A 17998-nucleotide genomic window follows, 5' to 3' on the forward strand; every position below is an offset into this window, starting at 1 on the left:
AGGCGCATTATGCCTAGTGCTGCTCTGCAAGACACTCGTGCAATGCGTCTTGCCAGTGCGGCTGGCCGACCTGCCATTGTTGCTGCAGGCGGCTGCAATCCAGGCGCGAGTTCAGCGGGCGCTTGGCGGGCGTCGGGTAAGCGCTTGACGGGATCGCTTCCAGCTCGGCGCAAGGTTTGCCCTGCGCACGCAGGTGTTCGCCAATCGCCTGGGCAAAGCCAAACCATGAGGTTTCGCCTTGAGCGGTCAGGTGATAGACACCCCATTCCCCTGCCTCACCCGCCAACCAGCGTTCAATAAGGGCGCGGGTACTGTTGGCGATGCTGCCGGCCCAGGTCGGCGCGCCGATCTGGTCAGCGACGATACGCATGTGCGGTTTTTCTTGCAGCAGGCGTTGCATGGTCAGCAGGAAATTCTTGCCGTGGCTCGAATACACCCAACTGGTGCGTAAGATCAGGTGCTCGCCACCCACGGCTGCAATCGCCTGCTCGCCCGCCAGTTTGCTCTGGCCGTAGACGCCCAGCGGGTTTGGCACATCGCTCTCGGTATACGGCGCGGGCTTGCTGCCGTCGAACACGTAGTCGGTCGAGTAGTGAATCAGCGGGATGCCCAAGGCCTTGGCTTCCTCGGCGAGGATACCGGGCGCGGTTGCATTGATGGCAAACGCTGCGTCCGGTTCGCTTTCGGCGAGATCGACAGCGGTGTGAGCCGCAGCGTTGATGATCAGGTCCGGGCTATGGGTGCGCACCTGCTGGCGGATCTGGTCGACGTTGGCCAGATCGAGCTGATCGCGGCCCACTACGATGAGCTCGCCCAGGCCCAGGAGCCGCTGTTGCAGCTCTTGAGAGACTTGCCCGTGTTGGCCGGTAATGAGGATTTTCATGGGAACAGATCTGCTTCTTTCAGGCTTTTGCCGTTTTGATCCTTGGCGGACAAGGTCGGCGAGGCACTCAACTGCCAATCGATGTTGAGGTCGGCGTCATCCCAGCGAATGCAGCGTTCTGCAGACGGTGTGTAGTAGTCAGTCGTCTTGTAGAGGAACTCGGCATGGTCACTGAGCACGACAAACCCGTGGGCAAAACCCGGCGGGACCCACAGCTGACGGTTATTTTCGGCAGACAGGCGCACACTGGTCCACTTGCCGAAATGTGGGGAGCTACGGCGGATATCCACCGCCACGTCCAACACTTCACCGGCTATCACGCGTACCAGCTTCCCTTGAGCGTGCTCCAGCTGATAGTGCAGGCCCCGTAGCACGCCTTTCTGCGAGCGGGAGTGGTTGTCCTGTACAAATTGAAGCTGCAGCCCGCTGGCCCGGGCAAATTCCCGGGCATTAAAACTCTCGTAGAAAAAGCCGCGTTCATCGCCAAAAATCTTCGGCTCGATGATCAATACACCGGGCAGCTCAGTGGCGATTACATTCATTTAGTATCCCCGGCTAGTGTGTACAAATATTGGCCATAGCTGGTCTTGCCGAAGTACTTGGCGCGCTCCAGCAGGTAATCACGATCAATCCAGCCGTTTTCGTAGGCGATTTCTTCCAGGCAGGCGACTTTCAGGCCCTGGCGGTGCTCGATGGTCTGCACATAGGTTGAAGCTTCCAGCAGGCTGTCATGGGTACCTGTATCGAGCCAGGCGAAACCACGGCCGAAGCGCTCAACGTGCAGGTCACCGCGTTGCAGGTAGGCATTGTTGACGTCGGTAATTTCCAACTCGCCGCGAGGTGAAGGCTTGACTGCCTTGGCAATCCCGATCACGTCGTTGTCGTAGAAATACAAGCCTGTTACGGCGTAGTGCGACTTGGGCTTGACTGGTTTTTCTTCGATGGACAGGGCACGGCCCTCTTTGTCGAAGTCGATCACGCCGAAACGCTCCGGGTCTTTGACCCAGTAGCCGAACACCGTGGCGCCGGACGGGCGCTCGGCCGCGGTGCGCAGTTGGTCGCCGAAGTGCTGGCCGTGGAAGATGTTGTCACCCAGGATCAGGCAAACCGGGTCATTGCCGATGAACTCTTCACCAATAATGAAGGCTTGGGCCAGCCCGTCTGGAGAGGGCTGCTCGGCATAGCTGAAACGTACGCCAAACTGGCTGCCATCGCCCAACAGATTGCGGTATTGCGGCAAGTCCGCTGGTGTGGAGATCACCAGGATGTCCTTGATCCCCGCCAGCATCAGCACGGAGATCGGGTAGTAGATCATCGGTTTGTCGTACACCGGCAACAGTTGTTTGGACACGCCCAGTGTGATGGGGTGCAAACGGGTGCCGGAACCGCCGGCCAATACAATTCCCTTCATCATGCGATCAGATCCTTTGCGTCAGTGTTGCCGAGTCGTTCACCTTGATAACTGCCATCCTGGACCCTGCGGCACCATTCCAGGTTATCGAGGTACCACTGCACGGTTTTGCGCAGGCCGGTTTCAAAGGTTTCTTCCGGAACCCAGCCCAGTTCGCGTTCGATCTTGCTGGCATCGATCGCATAGCGCTGATCGTGGCCTGGGCGATCCTTGACGAAGGTGATCAGGTCGGTGAATTTTTCCACGCCGGCCGGACGCTGGGGTGCCAGTTCTTCCAGCAGGGCGCAGATGCCGCGCACCACATCGATGTTCTTCTGTTCGTTGTGCCCACCAATGTTGTAGGTCTCGCCCACTACGCCGGTGGTCACCACTTTCAGCAGTGCGCGGGCGTGGTCTTCGACGAACAGCCAGTCGCGCACTTGCAGGCCGTCACCATAGACCGGCAGTGGCTTGCCCGCGAGGGCGTTGAGGATGACCAGCGGAATCAGCTTCTCGGGGAAGTGGAACGGCCCGTAGTTGTTCGAGCAGTTGGTCAGCAGCACCGGCAGTCCGTAAGTGCGTTGCCAGGCGCGTACCAGATGATCGGAGGCTGCCTTGCTTGCGGAATACGGCGAGCTGGGGGCGTAAGGCGTAGTTTCAGTGAAGAGGTCGTCTACACCGTGCAGGTCGCCGTATACCTCATCCGTGGAGATGTGGTGGAAGCGGAACGCGCTTTTCTCCGGTTCTGCCAGTTTCTGCCAATAAGCGCGCGCGGCTTCCAGCAGGCTGTAGGTGCCGACGATATTGGTCTGGATAAAATCCGACGGACCGTCGATGGAACGGTCGACATGGGACTCGGCCGCCAGGTGCATGATCGCCTGAGGCTCAAAGCGTGCCAGTACGGCACTGACGGTGGCCTGGTCGATGATGTCGGCCTGGACGAACTCATAGCGGCTGTTAGCCGCGATGCTGACCAGCGACTCAAGGTTGCCGGCGTACGTAAGCTTGTCCAGGTTGAGCACTTCGTGCTCGGTATTTTCAATCAGGTGGCGGATCAGGGCGGAGCCGATGAATCCGGCACCACCGGTGATGAGAATGCGCATGTCGAGGGCCTTTTCCTTAGACGGACACTGGGCGAAAGAAGCATAGCTTGAGTTGTGAACCGGGCTCGTGCAAGCACGGCGAGCATGAGGGGTTGATTAACTGTCCATAACAATGGCGATATAGACGCCTGAAAAAACAGAGGTCGTCACAATGTTGCTTGCCACATTGATCCATCGTGCCAGTTTACCTTGCCCCCAAGTGAGCCCTGACCAGGCGGCGCAATTACTCAAGCAGCATTATGGCCTTGATGGTTCATTGCGGTCATTGGGCAGCCAACAAGACCTCAATTACAAGATCGACAGCGAGCGTGGCCGGTTTGTTCTGAAAATCAGCCGGGGCGACTACGCCGCCATTGAATTACAGGCCCAGCATGCAGCCCTCAAGGACTTGCAGGGGCGAGAGCACATACGTGTGCCGAAGGTCATCCAGACCCTCGAGGGCGATGAACTGCTGACTGTAAGCCTCGATGGCCAAACCCTGCATGTGCGGCTATTGGAGTATATCGACGGCCGGCCCTTGACCGATTTGCCGCACTTGAGCCGCGAAGTGATCGCAGGTTTCGGTGCGCTGTGCGGCCGGATGAGCCAGGCCCTGGCCGGTTTCGAGCACCCTGGCCTGGAGCGTACCCTGCAGTGGGACCCGCGCCATGCACAGGAACTGATCACCCATCTGTTGAATACACTCGACGACCTGCCTCACCGTGTCGCCCTGACACAGGTGGCTCGACAGGTAGACGAGTGCATCAGGCCTTTGGCACACCGGTTGCCATGGCAGGCAGTGCATATGGACATCACCGACGATAACGTCGTGTGGCAGCGCGACGCCCAACGGCACTGGCAATGCCAGGGCGTGATTGATTTCGGTGACCTGGTGCGCACCTGGCGCATTGCCGACCTGTCAGTCACCTGTGCGGCGCTGTTGCACCACGCCGAAGGGGACCCGTTCGTCATCTTGCCGGCGATCCAGGCTTGCCACGTGGTCACGCCGTTGCAACGTGAAGAGCTGCAGGTGCTATGGCCGTTGATCGTCGCCCGTGCGGCAGTGCTGGTGCTGAGCAGCGAAAAGCAACAACGCCTGGACCCGGACAATGCTTACCTGTTGAAAAACGCCGAGCACGAGTGGGAAATCTTCCGTGTGGCGACATCGGTGCCGTTCGAGTTGATGGAGGCCGCGATCCTCAAGTGTGCCGGTGAAGCGTCGCCGACGAGTGCCGAACACAATTTCGCCCCATTGCTGCCGGGCCTGGTGGGGCGTGAGTTTGCGCTGATCGACCTGGGCGTACTCAGCCCGCATTTCGAGGCCGGCAACTGGGAAGTGCCGGGTATCGACCGACGGCTGCTGGATGAGGCGGCGGCGGTGCATGGGCTCGCCGCCAGTCGATATGGGCAGTATCGGTTGTCGCGCACGCGTCCCGACAGCGCCGCCGAACCGGATACCTTTCCCCTTCATGTGGAGCTGCACCTTCCCCACGGCACCGTCGTACAAGCCCCTTTTGCCGGGACCCTGCGCGAGGGTGACGACGGTTTGCTGTGCTTGCATGACACGCCGTTGAGCCTGCGTTTATGGGGTGTGAAAACGCAGTTGGCGCCTGGCTCGGTAGTGGTCAAAGGGCAAATCCTGGGCGAAGTTCATGCGCCGCTCACGGTTCAGCTGTGCCATGCAGACCTTGAGCCGCCGTTGTTCTGCACGCCGTCCAGGGCTCCGGCATGGCAAGCGCTCTGTCCCTCACCCGCGGCACTGTTGGGCCTGGCCTGTGACGCCGAGCCGGAATTGGACCCCGAAGCCCTGCTGGCGCGGCGTGACGCCAGTTTTGCGCGTTCGCAGAAACACTATTACGTCGACCCGCCGCGTATCGAGCGGGGTTGGCGCAACCACCTGATCGACATGCAGGGCCGTTCCTACCTGGACATGCTCAACAACGTTGCCGTGCTGGGCCATGGTCATCCGCGCATGGCGGCGGTGGCGGCGCGGCAATGGGCGCTGCTCAATACCAACTCGCGCTTTCACTACGCGGCGATTGCCGAGTTTTCCGAGCGTTTGCTGGCGCTGGCGCCAGACGGCATGGACCGGGTCTTCCTGGTCAATAGCGGCACCGAGGCCAACGACTTGGCGATCCGCCTGGCTTGGGCCTATAGCGGCGGGCGTGACATGCTCAGTGTGCTCGAGGCGTATCACGGTTGGTCGGTGGCGGCGGATGCGGTGTCCACCTCGATTGCCGACAACCCTCAGGCATTGAGCAGCCGCCCGGATTGGGTGCACCCGGTGACGGCGCCGAACACCTATCGCGGTGAGTTCCGCGGGCCGGACAGTGCTCCCGATTACGTACGTAGTGTGGAACACAACCTGGCGAAAATCGCTGCGAGTAAACGTCAGCTGGCGGGCTTCATCTGCGAGCCGGTGTACGGCAATGCCGGTGGCATCTCCCTGCCCCCGGGCTATTTGCAGCAGGTATATAGCCTGGTGCGTGCCCAGGGCGGTGTGTGCATCGCCGATGAGGTGCAGGTGGGCTACGGCCGCATGGGGCATTTTTTCTGGGGGTTTGAAGAGCAAGGCGTGGTGCCGGACATCATCACCATGGCCAAAGGCATGGGGAACGGCCAGCCACTGGGTGCGGTGATCACCCGAAGGGAAATTGCCGAGGCGTTGGAAGCCGAAGGGTATTTCTTTTCGTCGGCAGGGGGCAGCCCGGTCAGTTGCCGCATCGGCATGGCGGTGCTGGATGTGATGGAGGAAGAAAAACTGTGGGAAAACGCCCAGATAGTCGGTGGGCATTTTAAAGCGCGCCTGGAGGAACTGATCGACCGTCACCCGTTGGTGGGGGCCGTTCATGGCTCTGGCTTCTATTTGGGATTGGAGTTGGTTCGTGATCGGCAAACCCTGGAGCCCGCCACCTTCGAAACCGCACTGTTGTGTGATCGTCTGCGGGAGTTGGGAATTTTCATGCAGCCGACCGGTGACTATCTCAACATCTTGAAGATCAAGCCTCCCATGGTCACGTCCAGACGCAGCGTGGATTTCTTTGTCGACATGCTGTCGAAGGTGCTGGATGAGCAATTATGATCATTCGATTTTTATCGGCTATTTTTTGTAATGTTTGCTTGCCATGATCTTTTGTCTCTTTTAAAGCCGATTTTTATCCGCTATAAAGTCGGCCATCCACTCATTCGGAGCCCTGAACGCCATGACTACCCTGCACAGCACACCTCGCGCCGATGGCTTCCATATGCCCGCCGAATGGGCGCCACAGACCCAAACCTGGATGATCTGGCCCGAGCGTCCGGACAACTGGCGTCTGGGCGGCAAGCCGGCGCAGGCGGCTCACGTAGCGGTGGCCAAGGCTATCGCACGTTTTGAGCCGGTGACGGTGGCTGTTTCAGCCGGTCAGTACGAAAACGCCCGTACGCGTTTGGACGTGCCCAATATCCGTGTAGTGGAAATGTCCAGCGATGATGCCTGGGTGCGGGACACCGGCCCGACTTTTGTCATCAACAACAGTGGCGAAGTGCGTGGGGTGAACTGGGATTTCAATGCCTGGGGCGGTTTTGACGGCGGTTTGTATGCACCGTGGAACCGTGACTCGCAGGTGGGCGGCAAGATCCTGGAGATCGAGCGCGCGCCGCGTTACCGCAACGAAGGGTTTGTGCTGGAAGGCGGTTCTATCCATGTCGACGGCGAAGGCACGCTGATCACCACCGAAGAATGCCTGTTGAACCGTAATCGCAACCCGCACCTGGATCGCGCGGCCATTGAGGCCGTGCTGAGCGACAATCTGGCTGTGGATAAGATCATCTGGTTGCCGGACGGTCTGTTCAACGACGAAACCGACGGCCATGTGGATAACTTCTGCTGCTACGTGCGCCCGGGTGAAGTGCTGCTGGCCTGGACCGACGACCCGCAAGATCCGAACTACGCGCGCTGCCACTCTGCCATGGATGTGCTGAAAAGCAGCACCGACGCTCAGGGCCGCTCGTTCATCGTGCACAAAATGCCGATCCCGGGGCCGCTGTTCGCCACCGAGGAAGAGTGCGCGGGCGTGGATCCGGTGGATGGCAGCCAGGAGCGCAACCCGACCGTGCGATTGGCCGGTTCCTATGTCAACTTCCTGATCGTTAACGGCGGCATCATTGCACCGAGCTTTGACGACCCAATGGACGCCCAGGCCAGGGCAATCCTGCAGGACCTGTTCCCGCAACACGAAGTGGTGATGGTGCCAGGTCGTGAACTGTTACTGGGCGGCGGTAACATCCATTGCCTGACCCAACAACAGCCGGCGCCGCACAAAAACTGAGTGCAGTTGTAACAGTGTTTGAACCCTACCTGCGCGCTACCCTTTTTTAGCGTGCACAGCAAGCCCGCGGCCCATCACGGTCGCGGGCTTTTTTGTGTCCGGAAGCCTATAAACACGGGACATTGGCATAGCTTTTGTATCGGTATTGCCTCCGTAATTCAGGTTTGATGACTGCGCAGTTCTGTCATAAACCTTGAGTAAGTTAGCCGCTCAAGCAGTAGGAGAGAGCGCTTAAATGAATGCCGATATCAACCGGATCTACACGCGCCCGTTCCACCCGACGCGGGTCAACGGTGATGCGATCCATGCATTGGGGCTGTGGTTGAAGGCAAACGGCTCGCGACATGCCAGGCGGGAAGACCTGCGCAGCGTGATGATTGAGCGCTACCCGGCGGGGTTCTTCAGTGAAGATGAAGTGCAAGCGTTATGTGAGTTGTTGAAAAACTAAAGGGCGTGCAGATGGGGGCTTAGAATTATTTCGCCTAAATACAGACGATTCACGAAATTGACACATAGTTCAACGCGCGCATAGGATTGCGCCCAACGCCTGTGGCTAACCGCCATGACTTAATCCAATAAAAAAAGGCCCGCGGCAGTTCAGTCGTCCGCGGGCCTTCTTTTTTCCGGAGAAAGTCGACACCAGAAAGCGACACGGAGCCTGGTGTCACAGTGCGTACTCAACCAGTAATAAGGAATATAAGAACATGTTGAAGCAACGGATGAGTTTGATCGCTCTGGGGATTTTGAGCGCATCGACAGCCATGGCAAACGACCAGGAGCAGTCCAAGGGTTTTGTCGATGATAGCCACCTGAACATCGCTGCCCGTAACGCCTACATCAGCCGCGACTACAAAAACGGCAAGAAAGACAAAGCCGAATGGGGCCAAGGCTTCATCGGCAAGTTCGAGTCCGGCTTCACCCAAGGCACCGTCGGTGTGGGTGTGGACGTGATCGGCCAATACGCTATCCGTCTGGACGGTGGTAAAGGCCGTAGCGGCGCTGGCGGTATCGACTTCTTCAAACAAGGCGACAGCGGCGAAGCTGCCAACGACCTGGCCAAAGGTGGCGCAGCCGTCAAGGCACGCATTTCCAACACCGTAATCAAATACGGTCAGCAGATGCCAGCCGTACCGGTCCTGCAGTACGACAACTCCCGCCTGTTGTCGGAAACCTATGAAGGTACCTCGATCGTTTCCAAAGAGATCGCCGGCCTGCAACTGGACGCTGGTCACTTCACCAAAGAAGCGCGCAAGAGCGCCGAAGGCAGCGACAGCGGCCACCTGAAAAGCATCGACTACATCGGTGGTAGCTACAAATTCACCGAAAGCCTGTCGGCTGCACTGTATGCCTCCAACATGCAGGACGTGCTGAAGAAGCAATATGTCAATGTCAACTACGTGCTGGCCCTGCCAGAGAAACAGTCCCTGACGTTTGACTTTAACGGTTACAAAACCAAGCTGGACAAGAGCTTCGCCCAGCAGACCCAAGGTGACGCAGACGCCCGCGACAACAAGATCTGGAGCCTGGGCGCTACCTGGGCGGTCGGCCCGCACAGCTTCACAGTGGCCCACCAGCGCAGCACCGGTGACACCGGGTACCTGTACGGCGGCTACCGCGACAACACCAAGGACAGCGGCATCGGCGACGGTGGCAACACCATCCTGCTGGCCAACTCCTACTGGTCTGACTTCAACGGCAAGGACGAGCGTTCCTGGCAGGTTGGCTACGGCATCGACTTCGCCACCTTCGGCGTACCGGGCCTGACCTACAACGTTGCCTACGTACGCGGTACCAACATCGACGACGGTAGCAACCGTGGCGACGGCACCGAGCGTGAAATCTGGAACCAGTTCAAGTACGTCGTACAGAGCGGCCCAGCCAAAGACCTGAGCCTGCGCGCTCGTGCGTCCTGGTTGCGCGTCTCCAACAACGCCAGCAACTACAACGTAGGCGGTAACGAAATCCGTCTGTTCGCCGACTACCCGATCAACGTTTTCTGATTGATCGCAAGTCGCGCCTGACGACAGGCGATAAAAACCCCGACTGGTTCGGGGTTTTTTTATGCCCAGGCAATCATTTGTCTGAAGAGCGTCGGGCGTTGTCGTCCCGAGGCGAACGCCCGAAAAAGGTTTTATAGGCTCGACTGAATGCGGCCTCGGACTCATAGCCAACCGCAAAACCAACCTCGCCGATGCGACCTCCCTGCCTGGAAAGCATGGTTTTCGCCAAGGTCAGCCGCCATTCATTCTGATAACGCAACGGCGAGCGCCCGACCAGCGCGCTGAACCGCTCGCAGAAATTGGAGCGCGACATGCCGGCAACTTCCGCCAGCGCGTCAATGCGCCATTGCCGGCCAGGCGTTTCGTGCAGAGCCCTCAGCGCCCGCGCGATACGCGCATCCGATAACCCACCAAGCCATCCCGAAGCGCCACCCTGCTGAACCCAGGTGCGCAGGATGCGAATCACCACCAGATCAATCAGGCGAGAAATCATCAACGCACCGCCCGGCTGCGTGTCATGCGCTTCGAGCAGCATGAAATGCAGAATGCCTTCGGCCCAGGCCGCCGCCTCGGTTTGTCGAATGTGGATCAACTGGGGCAGGGCAAACAGCATCGCCTGGAAACTGCTCGCATCGAACCAGAATCGGCAGACCACCACTGCGGCTGGCTCGTTGCGCGCCGTAATCGTGATGCCTGTGGGATCGTGAGGCAACAGGAGCACGTCGCCCTGTTCCAGCGTCACCGATGGTTGGCCGCCGCCCTCCAGATGCAACTGACCTTGCTGGACTACGCAGATATGCGCGCTCTTTTCATCGAGCATGAGCGGCTGCCCGATAACCAGCTCAGATGCATAGACGCGGTCGCCCGTCAGGCGAATCTGCGCCAGTACCTGAGACAAAAGGTCGCCCTTGGCCAAGCCTTCCAGCTGCATTTCCGGATGAATGATCAAATTTTCGAGGGGATTGGTCATGTCTGTCCGGCCATGCCTTCAATAAGCTGATTCCCGGATCATAACGCTCTGAGGCGATCTGGATGAACGTTTCCAGCGCCGGTCGTTTATGCCTATCTTCCAATCACACGGGAAAAGCAAAATGTTCGGAATCTCCGCCCTTGGCTGGATCCACACCCTCGGCAGCCTGCCCGCCATTCCACTGGCGGCTTACATGTTCATCCGCTCCGGCCGCATTGTTCCCCGTTCAGCACCGGGCAGGTTCTACCTGGTGTCGATGCTGATCGGCGCTTTCAGCGTGTTCCTGGTCGCCAAGCAGCCGGTCAGCAACCTCATTGGCGTCATCACGATTGCCTTGCTGGTGGCGGGTTACGGCGTAGGGCACGTGGCTTGGCTGGGACGCGCACGGGCGTACCTGGAAACCATTTTCCTGAGCCTTACGGCATTTTTCCTGATGGTGCCCACCGTCTCCGAAACACTGCGCCGAGTACCCGACGGGCATCCCTTCGTCACCGACTTGAAATCGCCTGTACTGATCGGCGCACAAGCCAGCATCGCAGTGGCGCTGATCATCGGCGTCACCGCGCAGATGATGTACCTGCGCAGAAAAGGTGGTCGGTTTGCTTGATCCGGTGGGCCGGCGAGTTCGTACTGGGCGCTGAGGTAGAGTCGTCTACTGAATAGGAGTTATATGCAGGTGGTGTGGGCGTTTGGTGTTTGGGAGGGCTAGACAATACGAGCAAGGAAAGCGGATGGGGCTTAATACGAAGGGAAGGGCGTGGACGTTTTGTGGACACGGTGCATCCCAAACTCCAGAAACAACAAAGCCCTCACATTGCTGTGAGGGCTTCGTCTTATATGGTGCCGGCACCAGGAGTCGAACCCGGGACCTACTGATTACAAGTCAGTTGCTCTACCAACTGAGCTATACCGGCGTGTTAGGGCGACGATTATAGCGATTGGCAAGCTTCTGTAAACCCCTGAATTCTGACTATTTTTGCAGAGACGGAGGTTTTTTTGCGATTGGTGATTTTTCAGCCAGCCAGAGGCTTTAAATCAGCCTCAATTGCCGTCGCCACAATGGTCGGTGAATTTCATGTACTCCAATACTTGCGTCTCACCTTCGGAGTCCAGATAGGTCATCCGTGCATTGACCACGCCGCATCCCGGGAGGGTGGTTTCGCTGGTCGACAACACGCGTTGGATGTCGGGTTTGTGGGCGACGTCGGCGTGGGCGGTGAAGGTGACGGCTAACAGGCTGGCGGCGAAGAAGGCTTTCCAGTTGTTGGGGTTCATGGTGATGTCCTCTTGGAGTCAATGGTGGGTGAGGCCATTGAGCGCCGGTGAGGTATCTGGTCTGTGTCGTCGGTGTTGGATTTTGTCTCGTTGTGTATTGGCGAGAGACTTATGTACGTGTTGATACGAAGGCGCTGGAAATGTGCTGAACGGAGGGCTTGGTCATAAAATTGACGAACTACCGCTTGTCTAAAAAGTGATCGATGAAAACAACAAAATAATGACACTCTGCCATGCCTGTCACAAAATGCGTCGACTGAGACGCCTATAATAAGACCTGCGGCTAGTGCCTGCTTGCCGAGCATCACGTCTTTAGTTGCGTCGTGAGGAGAGGGCTATGAGCCTTAGCGAAGAACTTCTGGCGCTGTTTGGCAAAGATGTCAGCCACGATGCCCAAGGCATCAATGCGCGAATGCATTTTTTTGGCAGTGTGCCCGCCGACGAACCCCCCCCATTACATTCCCAGCCCGCCGATACCGCCGTCGTGCGCGCGAAAGTTGTCGCGTTGGTGTCTATCAACGGCGGCGTTGGCCGCAGCACGCTGGCTACGGCTTTGAGCAGCGGGTTGCAGCGTCATGGTGAGTCGGTGGTGGCGCTGGACCTGGATCCGCAAAATGCCCTGCACCACCACTTCGGCGTCAGTGCGACGTTGCCCGGTATTGGCCGCACCAGCTTGGAACATGGTCAATGGCGGGATTTGCAACAGGTCGGGTTTGCCGGTTGTCAGGTGATTACCTTTGGCGATATCGATACCCAACAGCAGGAAAACCTGGAGCGCTGGCTCAAGCACGAACCTGGCTGGCTGGCACGGCGTCTTTCGTCCCTGTGCCTGAGCGAGCGGCAAACGCTGATCATCGATACGCCTGCCGGTAATAATGTCTACTTCCATCAAGCGCTGAGTGTTGCTGATGTGGTGCTGCTGGTGGTTCATCCAGATGCGGCGTGTCTGGGCACCCTGGACCATTTGGACCCATTGCTGGCGCCCTACCTTGAAGGTGAGCGCCCACCCTGTGTGTATGTAGTGGTCAACCAGGTGGATGAGAGCGATGCCTTCAGCCTGGACATGGTCGAGGCCTTCAAGCAGCGCCTGGAGAAACCTCCATTGGAGGTTCATCGCGACGTGGCGATCAACGAGGCGCTGGCGTTTGCGGCCGATCCATTGGATAACGTGGCCAAACACCTGGCCAGTGACGATATCAACGAGATTTGTCGGGTGTTGAAGGCGCCGAAAAAAAGCGCGTAAAAACGCTGTTTATAGGCTTAACGCCAGATGCTTATGCACAATCGATTGGTTGAGGCTGTCATGAAACAGCCATTTTGTGGCGCGGTTCTCAACACGCTGCAACTGCCTGTTTTGTGTGCGTTTTATTTTGTGAACAAAAAATGACCAGCTCGCCTTTTGGGCTGTAGCGCTGATGGTGACAGCCTCTGTAAAGAATTCATCAACAGAGTTATCCACAGGGGCATGTAGGAATTTTTGCCCCTTAATCGCGCTCGGCCAGCACCATCAAGTTGCGTGGGGTCAGTGCGGGTTCACAGAAGCTGCCTATCTCAACCTTGTAGCCTTGTTCCGACAGATAAAGTGCGCGGTCCAGCACGAGCCACATCTCCAACGGGCGCCGAAACAAGCCACGCACCAACTCCAGGTTTCGCACCTGCGCCAGCCGGCGCAATCCATGGGCCTCCAGCGCCACCCAATCCTGTTCACCTGTGGATAAACCCTTGAGGTTGGCTAAGTCGCGGCAGTAGTCGGCAAAGGGTTTGTCCAGCCAACTGGCGGGCAGCGACGGTGTGGGTAAATATTCGTCGCGGCCGCTCAACTGCCGCTGCAACTGATCAAAACCCAGGCGTCGAGCCATGGACGTGTCGCGTTGCTGGCGCACGCGGTTGCCGGCGGTGACGGTTTCGCTCAGTGGCAGGGCCAGGTCATCAATTGACAAACGCAGGGCTGACCTGCGGCCGGCGCTGGAGAGCGGTTGGTAGTGTGTGGCGCTGATGCGGTTGTAGCAGCAGGGCGCCACCGCCAGCTGTTTGCAGCCAGCCGCACTGGCCAGTTGCAGCAGGCGCACATGCAAGTCGCCGCAGGCGTGCAAGGCCACAGGCGTGTGTTCGGGGCTGAGTGTCACCTGCGCCATTACGTCTTGCAGGCGATGCGTGACGGCCAATCCATGGTGCTCGCTCAGCGCCTGGCCCGAGGCGACAAGGGCTGGGTCGTATTCCAGGCAAGTCAGTTGTTGGTTGGATTGCAGCAGGCGGCGGCCGAGATGACCTTTGCCGGCGCACCAGTCCAGCCAGTGGCCAGGTGTTTCGGCGAACTGCAATGCGGCGCCGAAGGCTTCGATCTGCTGCCATTTGCGGCCCGGCACATCGACGTTCAGACGGTGGCGAGCGGGAGCAAGTGGCCGTTTTGGCAGCTCGTCTACCGCGCTGAGGCGCAATGCCCGCTCCGCCAGCTGTGGGAAAGGCGCAGGTGCCGGCAGCTCATGGGCGTGGTTGTGACTGGCTTCGGCATCCGCCAACGAGCGTTGGCGAAGCCATTGGGCCAGCTCGGGATGCTCGGCTTCCCAGGGTAATTGCAGGTGCGTAAAGGGCCGTGGTCGCCACAGCCCCTGGTGCTCGATCAGAAACGCATCCAGCGCCTCGAAACGCGCTTCAGCGTCCCTGGCAGGCATCGACGCGCAACCAGCGTTCGAGCAGTTTGAAGCCGCGTATCAGGATATAAGCCATCAGCAGATAGAACAGCCCGGCGGCGAAGAAGATCTCCACCGGCAGCCAGGTACGGGCGATGATCGTGCGCGCCATGCCAGTCAGTTCGAGCAAGGTTACGGTACTGGCCAGGGCGCTGGCCTTGAGCATCAGGATCACTTCGTTGCTGTACGCCGGCAGGCCGATGCGCGAGGCGCGGGGCAGGATGATGTAGAACAACGTCTTGGGCCTGGACATGCCCAGGGCGCGTGCCGCTTCGATTTCACCCGGCGGGATGGCCTGGATTGCGCCGCGCAGAATCTCGGCGATATAGGCGGCGGTGTGCAGAGTCATAGTCGCCGTGGCGCACCAGAACGGATCGCGCAGGTACGGCCACATGAAGCTCTCGCGCACCGTATCGAACTGCGCCAGGCCGTAGTAGACCAGGAACAACTGCACCAGCAACGGCGTGCCGCGGAAGAAGAAAATGTAGGCGTAGGGCAGGGCGCTCACATACCAGCGGCGTGAGGAGCGGGCAATGCCCAGCGGGATCGCCAGCAGCAGGCCGGCAATAACCGCGATGGCCACCAGTTCCAGAGTGAGGATGGCGCCCTGGGCCAGTTTGGGTAGCCACTTGATGATCACGGCCCAGTTCAGGCCCAGGTCGAAATGCGCCAGCCAGCTGTAGTCGCCGCTCATTGGGTGCTCCTTGCAAAGCCGCGGGCGGCGCGTTTTTCCAGGAAGTGCATGCTGGTCATGGCCAGCACGGTGAGGCCCAGGTACATGAACGCCGCGACCATGAAGAAGGTGAACGGCTGCTTGGTAACGGTCACGCCAATCTGTGCGTGGCGCATGATTTCTTCGAGGCCGATCACCGAGACCAGCGCGGTGTCCTTCATCAGGATCATGAACAGGTTGCCCAGGCCCGGCAGGGCGATGCGCCACATCTGCGGCATGATCAGGCGGGTGAAAATCCTGAGTTTCGACAGCCCCAACGCCACGCCCGCTTCGCGGTGGCCCTTGGGAATCGCGAGGATCGCGCCACGGAACACTTCCGTGGCATAGGCCCCAAAGCACAGCCCCAGAGCGATCACCCCGGCGGCAAAGGCGCTGAGAGAAAGATCGGGGTTGCCGAAGAACTCGCCGAGGGCGCGCATCAGGTTGACCGTGCCGAAATAAATCAGCAGCACCCACAACAATTCCGGAATGCCGCGAACGATGGTCGAGTAAGCGCCGCCAAGCCATTGCAGCGGCTTGTACGGGGAGGTCTTGGCCAAGGCGCCGGCAAGGCCCAGCACCAGCCCCAGGCACAGGGCCGTGAGCGCCAGTTTGACGGTCATCAGCGCGCCGGCGGCAAGCGCCGGGCCGAATCCGTAGAGATCGAAATTCATGGTGTTTTCATATCGCAAGGCATTGCTAAAAGCCGGCGTGCCCAAGTGAGCACGCCGGGCAAGTCGTTCAGATCATTCGATGCTGAACGGGAAGTACTTGTCGTTGATCTTCTTGTAGGTGCCGTCTGCCTTGATCTCCGCCAGGGCTTTGTTCAGGCGCTCGCGCAGAGGGTCGCCCTTGCGTACGGCGATACCGATCTTGTCGCTCTCCACCACGGGGTCGCCTTTGAACTCGTAGGCCGAGCCGTCTTTGCTCTTGAGCCATTCGTACTGCACGTACTTGTCGGCAAGGATGCCGTCGAGGCGCCCGGACGTCAGGTCGAGATAGGCGTTTTCCTGGGTGTCATAGAGCTTGGCGGTGGTGTCCGGCAGCTTGTCTTCCAGGTAAGTGCCGGCCAGGGTCGCTCGTTGTGCGCCGATGGTTTTGCCCTTCAGGTACGCCGCATCGGTCTTGAAGTCCGCAGTGGCTTTCGGCGCAATGAATTGCAGCTTGTTAGAGTAGTACGGGTCGGTGAAGTCGACGGCCTGCTTGCGTTCATCGGTGATGGACAGCGAAGACACCAGGAAGTCGAACTTCTTGGCGTTCAAGGCCGGGATGATGCCGTCCCAGTCGGACACATACACTTCACACTTCTCGACTTTCATCTTGGCGCACAGGGCGTCGCCGATGTCTTTGTCGAAGCCCACGACGTTGCCGCTGGCATCTTTATTGTTGAAGGGCGGGTAGGCCGCCTCAATCCCCATCTTCAAGGTTTCTGCCATGGCCGTGGCGCTGAACGCCATCGAGACGGCCGCGGCCAGAAGGAATTTTTTATAGGTCTGCATGCATGTTGCTCCGTTAGCGGTTGCTGGACATGAATTGTTTGCAGCGCGCCGAAAGCGGGTTTTCAAACACCTGCTGTGGCGATCCTTGCTCTTCGACCAGGCCTTGGTGCAAGAACACCACTTCACTGGACACTTGGCGGGCGAAGCCCATTTCATGGGTGACCAGCAGCATGGTGCGACCTTCTTCGGCCAGCGCGCGGATCACATTAAGTACTTCCTGAACCATTTCCGGGTCAAGGGCCGAGGTCGGCTCGTCGAACAGGATGACCTTGGGCTGCATCGCCAGGGTGCGTGCAATGGCTGCCCGTTGTTGCTGGCCGCCGGAGAGTTGCGCAGGGTAAGCGTGGCGCTTGTCGGCGATGCCGACCTTGGCCAGCAGGGCTTCGGCTACGTCAATGGCTTCGGCCTTGCTTTGGCCGAGCACACGGCGGGGCGCCTCGATGATGTTGTCGAGGATGCTCATGTGTGGCCACAGGTTAAAGTTTTGAAACACAAAACCGATTTCGCTGCGCAGGCGATTGATCTGCTTGCCATCGGCGGCCATCAGCTCGCCATTTTTCGCGGCCTTGAGCTTGAGCTCTTCGCCGGCTACCAGGATCTGGCCCTGATGGGGGTTTTCCAGCAGGTTGATGCAGCGCAGAAAGGTGGACTTGCCGGAACCGGAGGAACCCAGGATCGAGATCACGTCGCCGTCGCGGGCGGTCAGCGAGATACCTTTAAGTACCTCCAGCTCACCATAGCGTTTATGCAAGTTGCGGATTTCAAGCGCGGGCGTGGCCTCGGCCATGTGCGGTCCTCATTGTGTTCGTTGCGTTCTTCGCTGTTGGGCCGCCTTCCTAGCGAGGCGCCAAGCTAGCATGCGTTTGGATGGCCGCCAACAGCGCTGCGGACGGTTGACCGGTGGTCTGCGGCAGGGTGTCGCATCGGCACAGCAGCGTGTCGCGCCATCTACAACCTACAGACGTTTGACCCCGGAAAATCCACAGGCTTCGCGTAAAAAAGGGCGCGATGGTGCCAGCTTTGGCCGGGTGTTGGAAGGGTTAACCGGGCAAACGGCGCATATCAGCCCTTTTATGAGGCGTCACGTAATTTTGTGTGTGTGTTTTTGGTGCGTTTGTTGGGGTGAATGTGAGTCGCACGGTAACGCTATAGCGGAATGCCATTGTTCTCAATGACTTGCGACGGTT

Annotated in this window: 17 protein-coding genes and 1 tRNA gene; 6 read left to right on the forward strand and 12 right to left on the reverse strand. The window is 59.0% G+C overall.

What is annotated here, in order from left to right:
* Nucleotides 1-13: 13 nt before the first annotated feature.
* From rfbD to rfbB, 4 genes are read right to left on the reverse strand one after another with little or no spacing between them, the layout of a single operon-like run.
* Nucleotides 14-883 carry a dTDP-4-dehydrorhamnose reductase gene (rfbD, locus tag M5B97_RS19915; RefSeq protein WP_248732421.1) on the reverse strand — a complete coding sequence of 290 codons (870 nt, stop codon included), beginning with the start codon at nucleotides 881-883 and terminating at the stop codon, nucleotides 14-16.
* Nucleotides 880-1425, reverse strand: a complete 546-nt coding sequence (gene rfbC, locus M5B97_RS19920) for a dTDP-4-dehydrorhamnose 3,5-epimerase (RefSeq protein WP_248732422.1) — start codon at nucleotides 1423-1425, stop codon at nucleotides 880-882. The genes rfbD and rfbC overlap by 4 nt, the downstream gene beginning before the upstream one ends.
* On the reverse strand, nucleotides 1422-2297 hold the full coding sequence (gene rfbA / locus M5B97_RS19925) for a glucose-1-phosphate thymidylyltransferase RfbA (RefSeq protein WP_248732423.1): 876 nt from the start codon (nucleotides 2295-2297) through the stop codon (nucleotides 1422-1424). The genes rfbC and rfbA overlap by 4 nt, the downstream gene beginning before the upstream one ends.
* The gene (rfbB, locus tag M5B97_RS19930) at nucleotides 2294-3376 is read right to left on the reverse strand and encodes a dTDP-glucose 4,6-dehydratase (protein WP_123717094.1); all 1083 of its coding nucleotides are present in this window, start codon (nucleotides 3374-3376) and stop codon (nucleotides 2294-2296) included. The genes rfbA and rfbB overlap by 4 nt, the downstream gene beginning before the upstream one ends.
* A gap of 151 nt (nucleotides 3377-3527) precedes the next feature.
* Here rfbB and M5B97_RS19935 point away from each other — a divergent pair, with 151 nt between their 5' ends.
* The 4 genes from M5B97_RS19935 to M5B97_RS19950 all read left to right on the forward strand — a co-directional run bounded on the left by M5B97_RS19935 (nucleotide 3528) and on the right by M5B97_RS19950 (nucleotide 9665).
* Complete coding sequence (locus tag M5B97_RS19935) at nucleotides 3528-6437, forward strand: aminotransferase (RefSeq protein WP_248732424.1); 2910 nt, start codon at nucleotides 3528-3530, stop codon at nucleotides 6435-6437.
* 121 nt (nucleotides 6438-6558) lie between these two features.
* Nucleotides 6559-7665: an agmatine deiminase gene (aguA, locus tag M5B97_RS19940; RefSeq protein WP_248732425.1), complete on the forward strand. Its 1107-nt coding sequence runs from the start codon at nucleotides 6559-6561 to the stop codon at nucleotides 7663-7665.
* A gap of 235 nt (nucleotides 7666-7900) precedes the next feature.
* Entirely contained in the window at nucleotides 7901-8113 is a 213-nt protein-coding gene (locus M5B97_RS19945) for a hypothetical protein (protein WP_123717097.1), read from the forward strand.
* Nucleotides 8114-8369: 256 nt separating this feature from the next.
* Entirely contained in the window at nucleotides 8370-9665 is a 1296-nt protein-coding gene (locus M5B97_RS19950) for an OprD family porin (protein WP_060754639.1), read from the forward strand.
* Nucleotides 9666-9738: 73 nt separating this feature from the next.
* On the opposite strand, the gene M5B97_RS19955 is transcribed toward M5B97_RS19950, so the two are convergent.
* On the reverse strand, nucleotides 9739-10635 hold the full coding sequence (locus M5B97_RS19955) for an AraC family transcriptional regulator (RefSeq protein ID WP_248732426.1): 897 nt from the start codon (nucleotides 10633-10635) through the stop codon (nucleotides 9739-9741).
* A 121-nt stretch (nucleotides 10636-10756) separates the two neighbouring features.
* On the opposite strand from M5B97_RS19955, the gene M5B97_RS19960 reads away from it, so the two are divergent.
* Entirely contained in the window at nucleotides 10757-11242 is a 486-nt protein-coding gene (locus tag M5B97_RS19960; protein WP_134660391.1) for a hypothetical protein, read from the forward strand.
* A 231-nt stretch (nucleotides 11243-11473) separates the two neighbouring features.
* Here the strand turns inward: M5B97_RS19960 and M5B97_RS19965 are convergent.
* Together M5B97_RS19965 and M5B97_RS19970 are read right to left on the reverse strand one after the other, a co-directional pair.
* Nucleotides 11474-11549, reverse strand: a tRNA-Thr gene (locus tag M5B97_RS19965).
* A 127-nt stretch (nucleotides 11550-11676) separates the two neighbouring features.
* Complete coding sequence (locus M5B97_RS19970; RefSeq protein ID WP_248732427.1) at nucleotides 11677-11910, reverse strand: DUF2790 domain-containing protein; 234 nt, start codon at nucleotides 11908-11910, stop codon at nucleotides 11677-11679.
* Nucleotides 11911-12247: 337 nt separating this feature from the next.
* Between M5B97_RS19970 and bcsQ the strand changes: the two genes are divergently transcribed.
* Nucleotides 12248-13153 carry a cellulose biosynthesis protein BcsQ gene (gene bcsQ, locus M5B97_RS19975; RefSeq protein WP_248732428.1) on the forward strand — a complete coding sequence of 302 codons (906 nt, stop codon included), beginning with the start codon at nucleotides 12248-12250 and terminating at the stop codon, nucleotides 13151-13153.
* A gap of 241 nt (nucleotides 13154-13394) precedes the next feature.
* Here the strand turns inward: bcsQ and M5B97_RS19980 are convergent, their stop codons facing one another.
* From M5B97_RS19980 to M5B97_RS20000, 5 genes are all read right to left on the reverse strand, one after another.
* Nucleotides 13395-14582 (reverse strand): methyltransferase, encoded by a 1188-nt coding sequence (locus M5B97_RS19980; protein WP_248732429.1) that lies wholly within the window; start codon nucleotides 14580-14582, stop codon nucleotides 13395-13397.
* Nucleotides 14563-15252, reverse strand: coding sequence for an ABC transporter permease (locus M5B97_RS19985; RefSeq protein ID WP_248732447.1), 690 nt, complete (start codon nucleotides 15250-15252; stop codon nucleotides 14563-14565). The genes M5B97_RS19980 and M5B97_RS19985 overlap by 20 nt, the downstream gene beginning before the upstream one ends.
* Before the next feature lie 38 nt (nucleotides 15253-15290).
* Nucleotides 15291-15986 carry an ABC transporter permease gene (locus M5B97_RS19990; RefSeq protein ID WP_003187757.1) on the reverse strand — a complete coding sequence of 232 codons (696 nt, stop codon included), beginning with the start codon at nucleotides 15984-15986 and terminating at the stop codon, nucleotides 15291-15293.
* 72 nt (nucleotides 15987-16058) lie between these two features.
* Entirely contained in the window at nucleotides 16059-16811 is a 753-nt protein-coding gene (locus M5B97_RS19995; RefSeq protein ID WP_123717106.1) for an ABC transporter substrate-binding protein, read from the reverse strand.
* Nucleotides 16812-16824: 13 nt separating this feature from the next.
* Nucleotides 16825-17598 carry an ABC transporter ATP-binding protein gene (locus M5B97_RS20000; RefSeq protein ID WP_248732430.1) on the reverse strand — a complete coding sequence of 258 codons (774 nt, stop codon included), beginning with the start codon at nucleotides 17596-17598 and terminating at the stop codon, nucleotides 16825-16827.
* Nucleotides 17599-17998: the final 400 nt, after the last annotated feature.

The organism is Pseudomonas sp. MWU13-2517 (genome assembly GCF_023242545.1).
In the GTDB taxonomy this organism is placed as follows: Bacteria; Pseudomonadota; Gammaproteobacteria; order Pseudomonadales; family Pseudomonadaceae; genus Aquipseudomonas.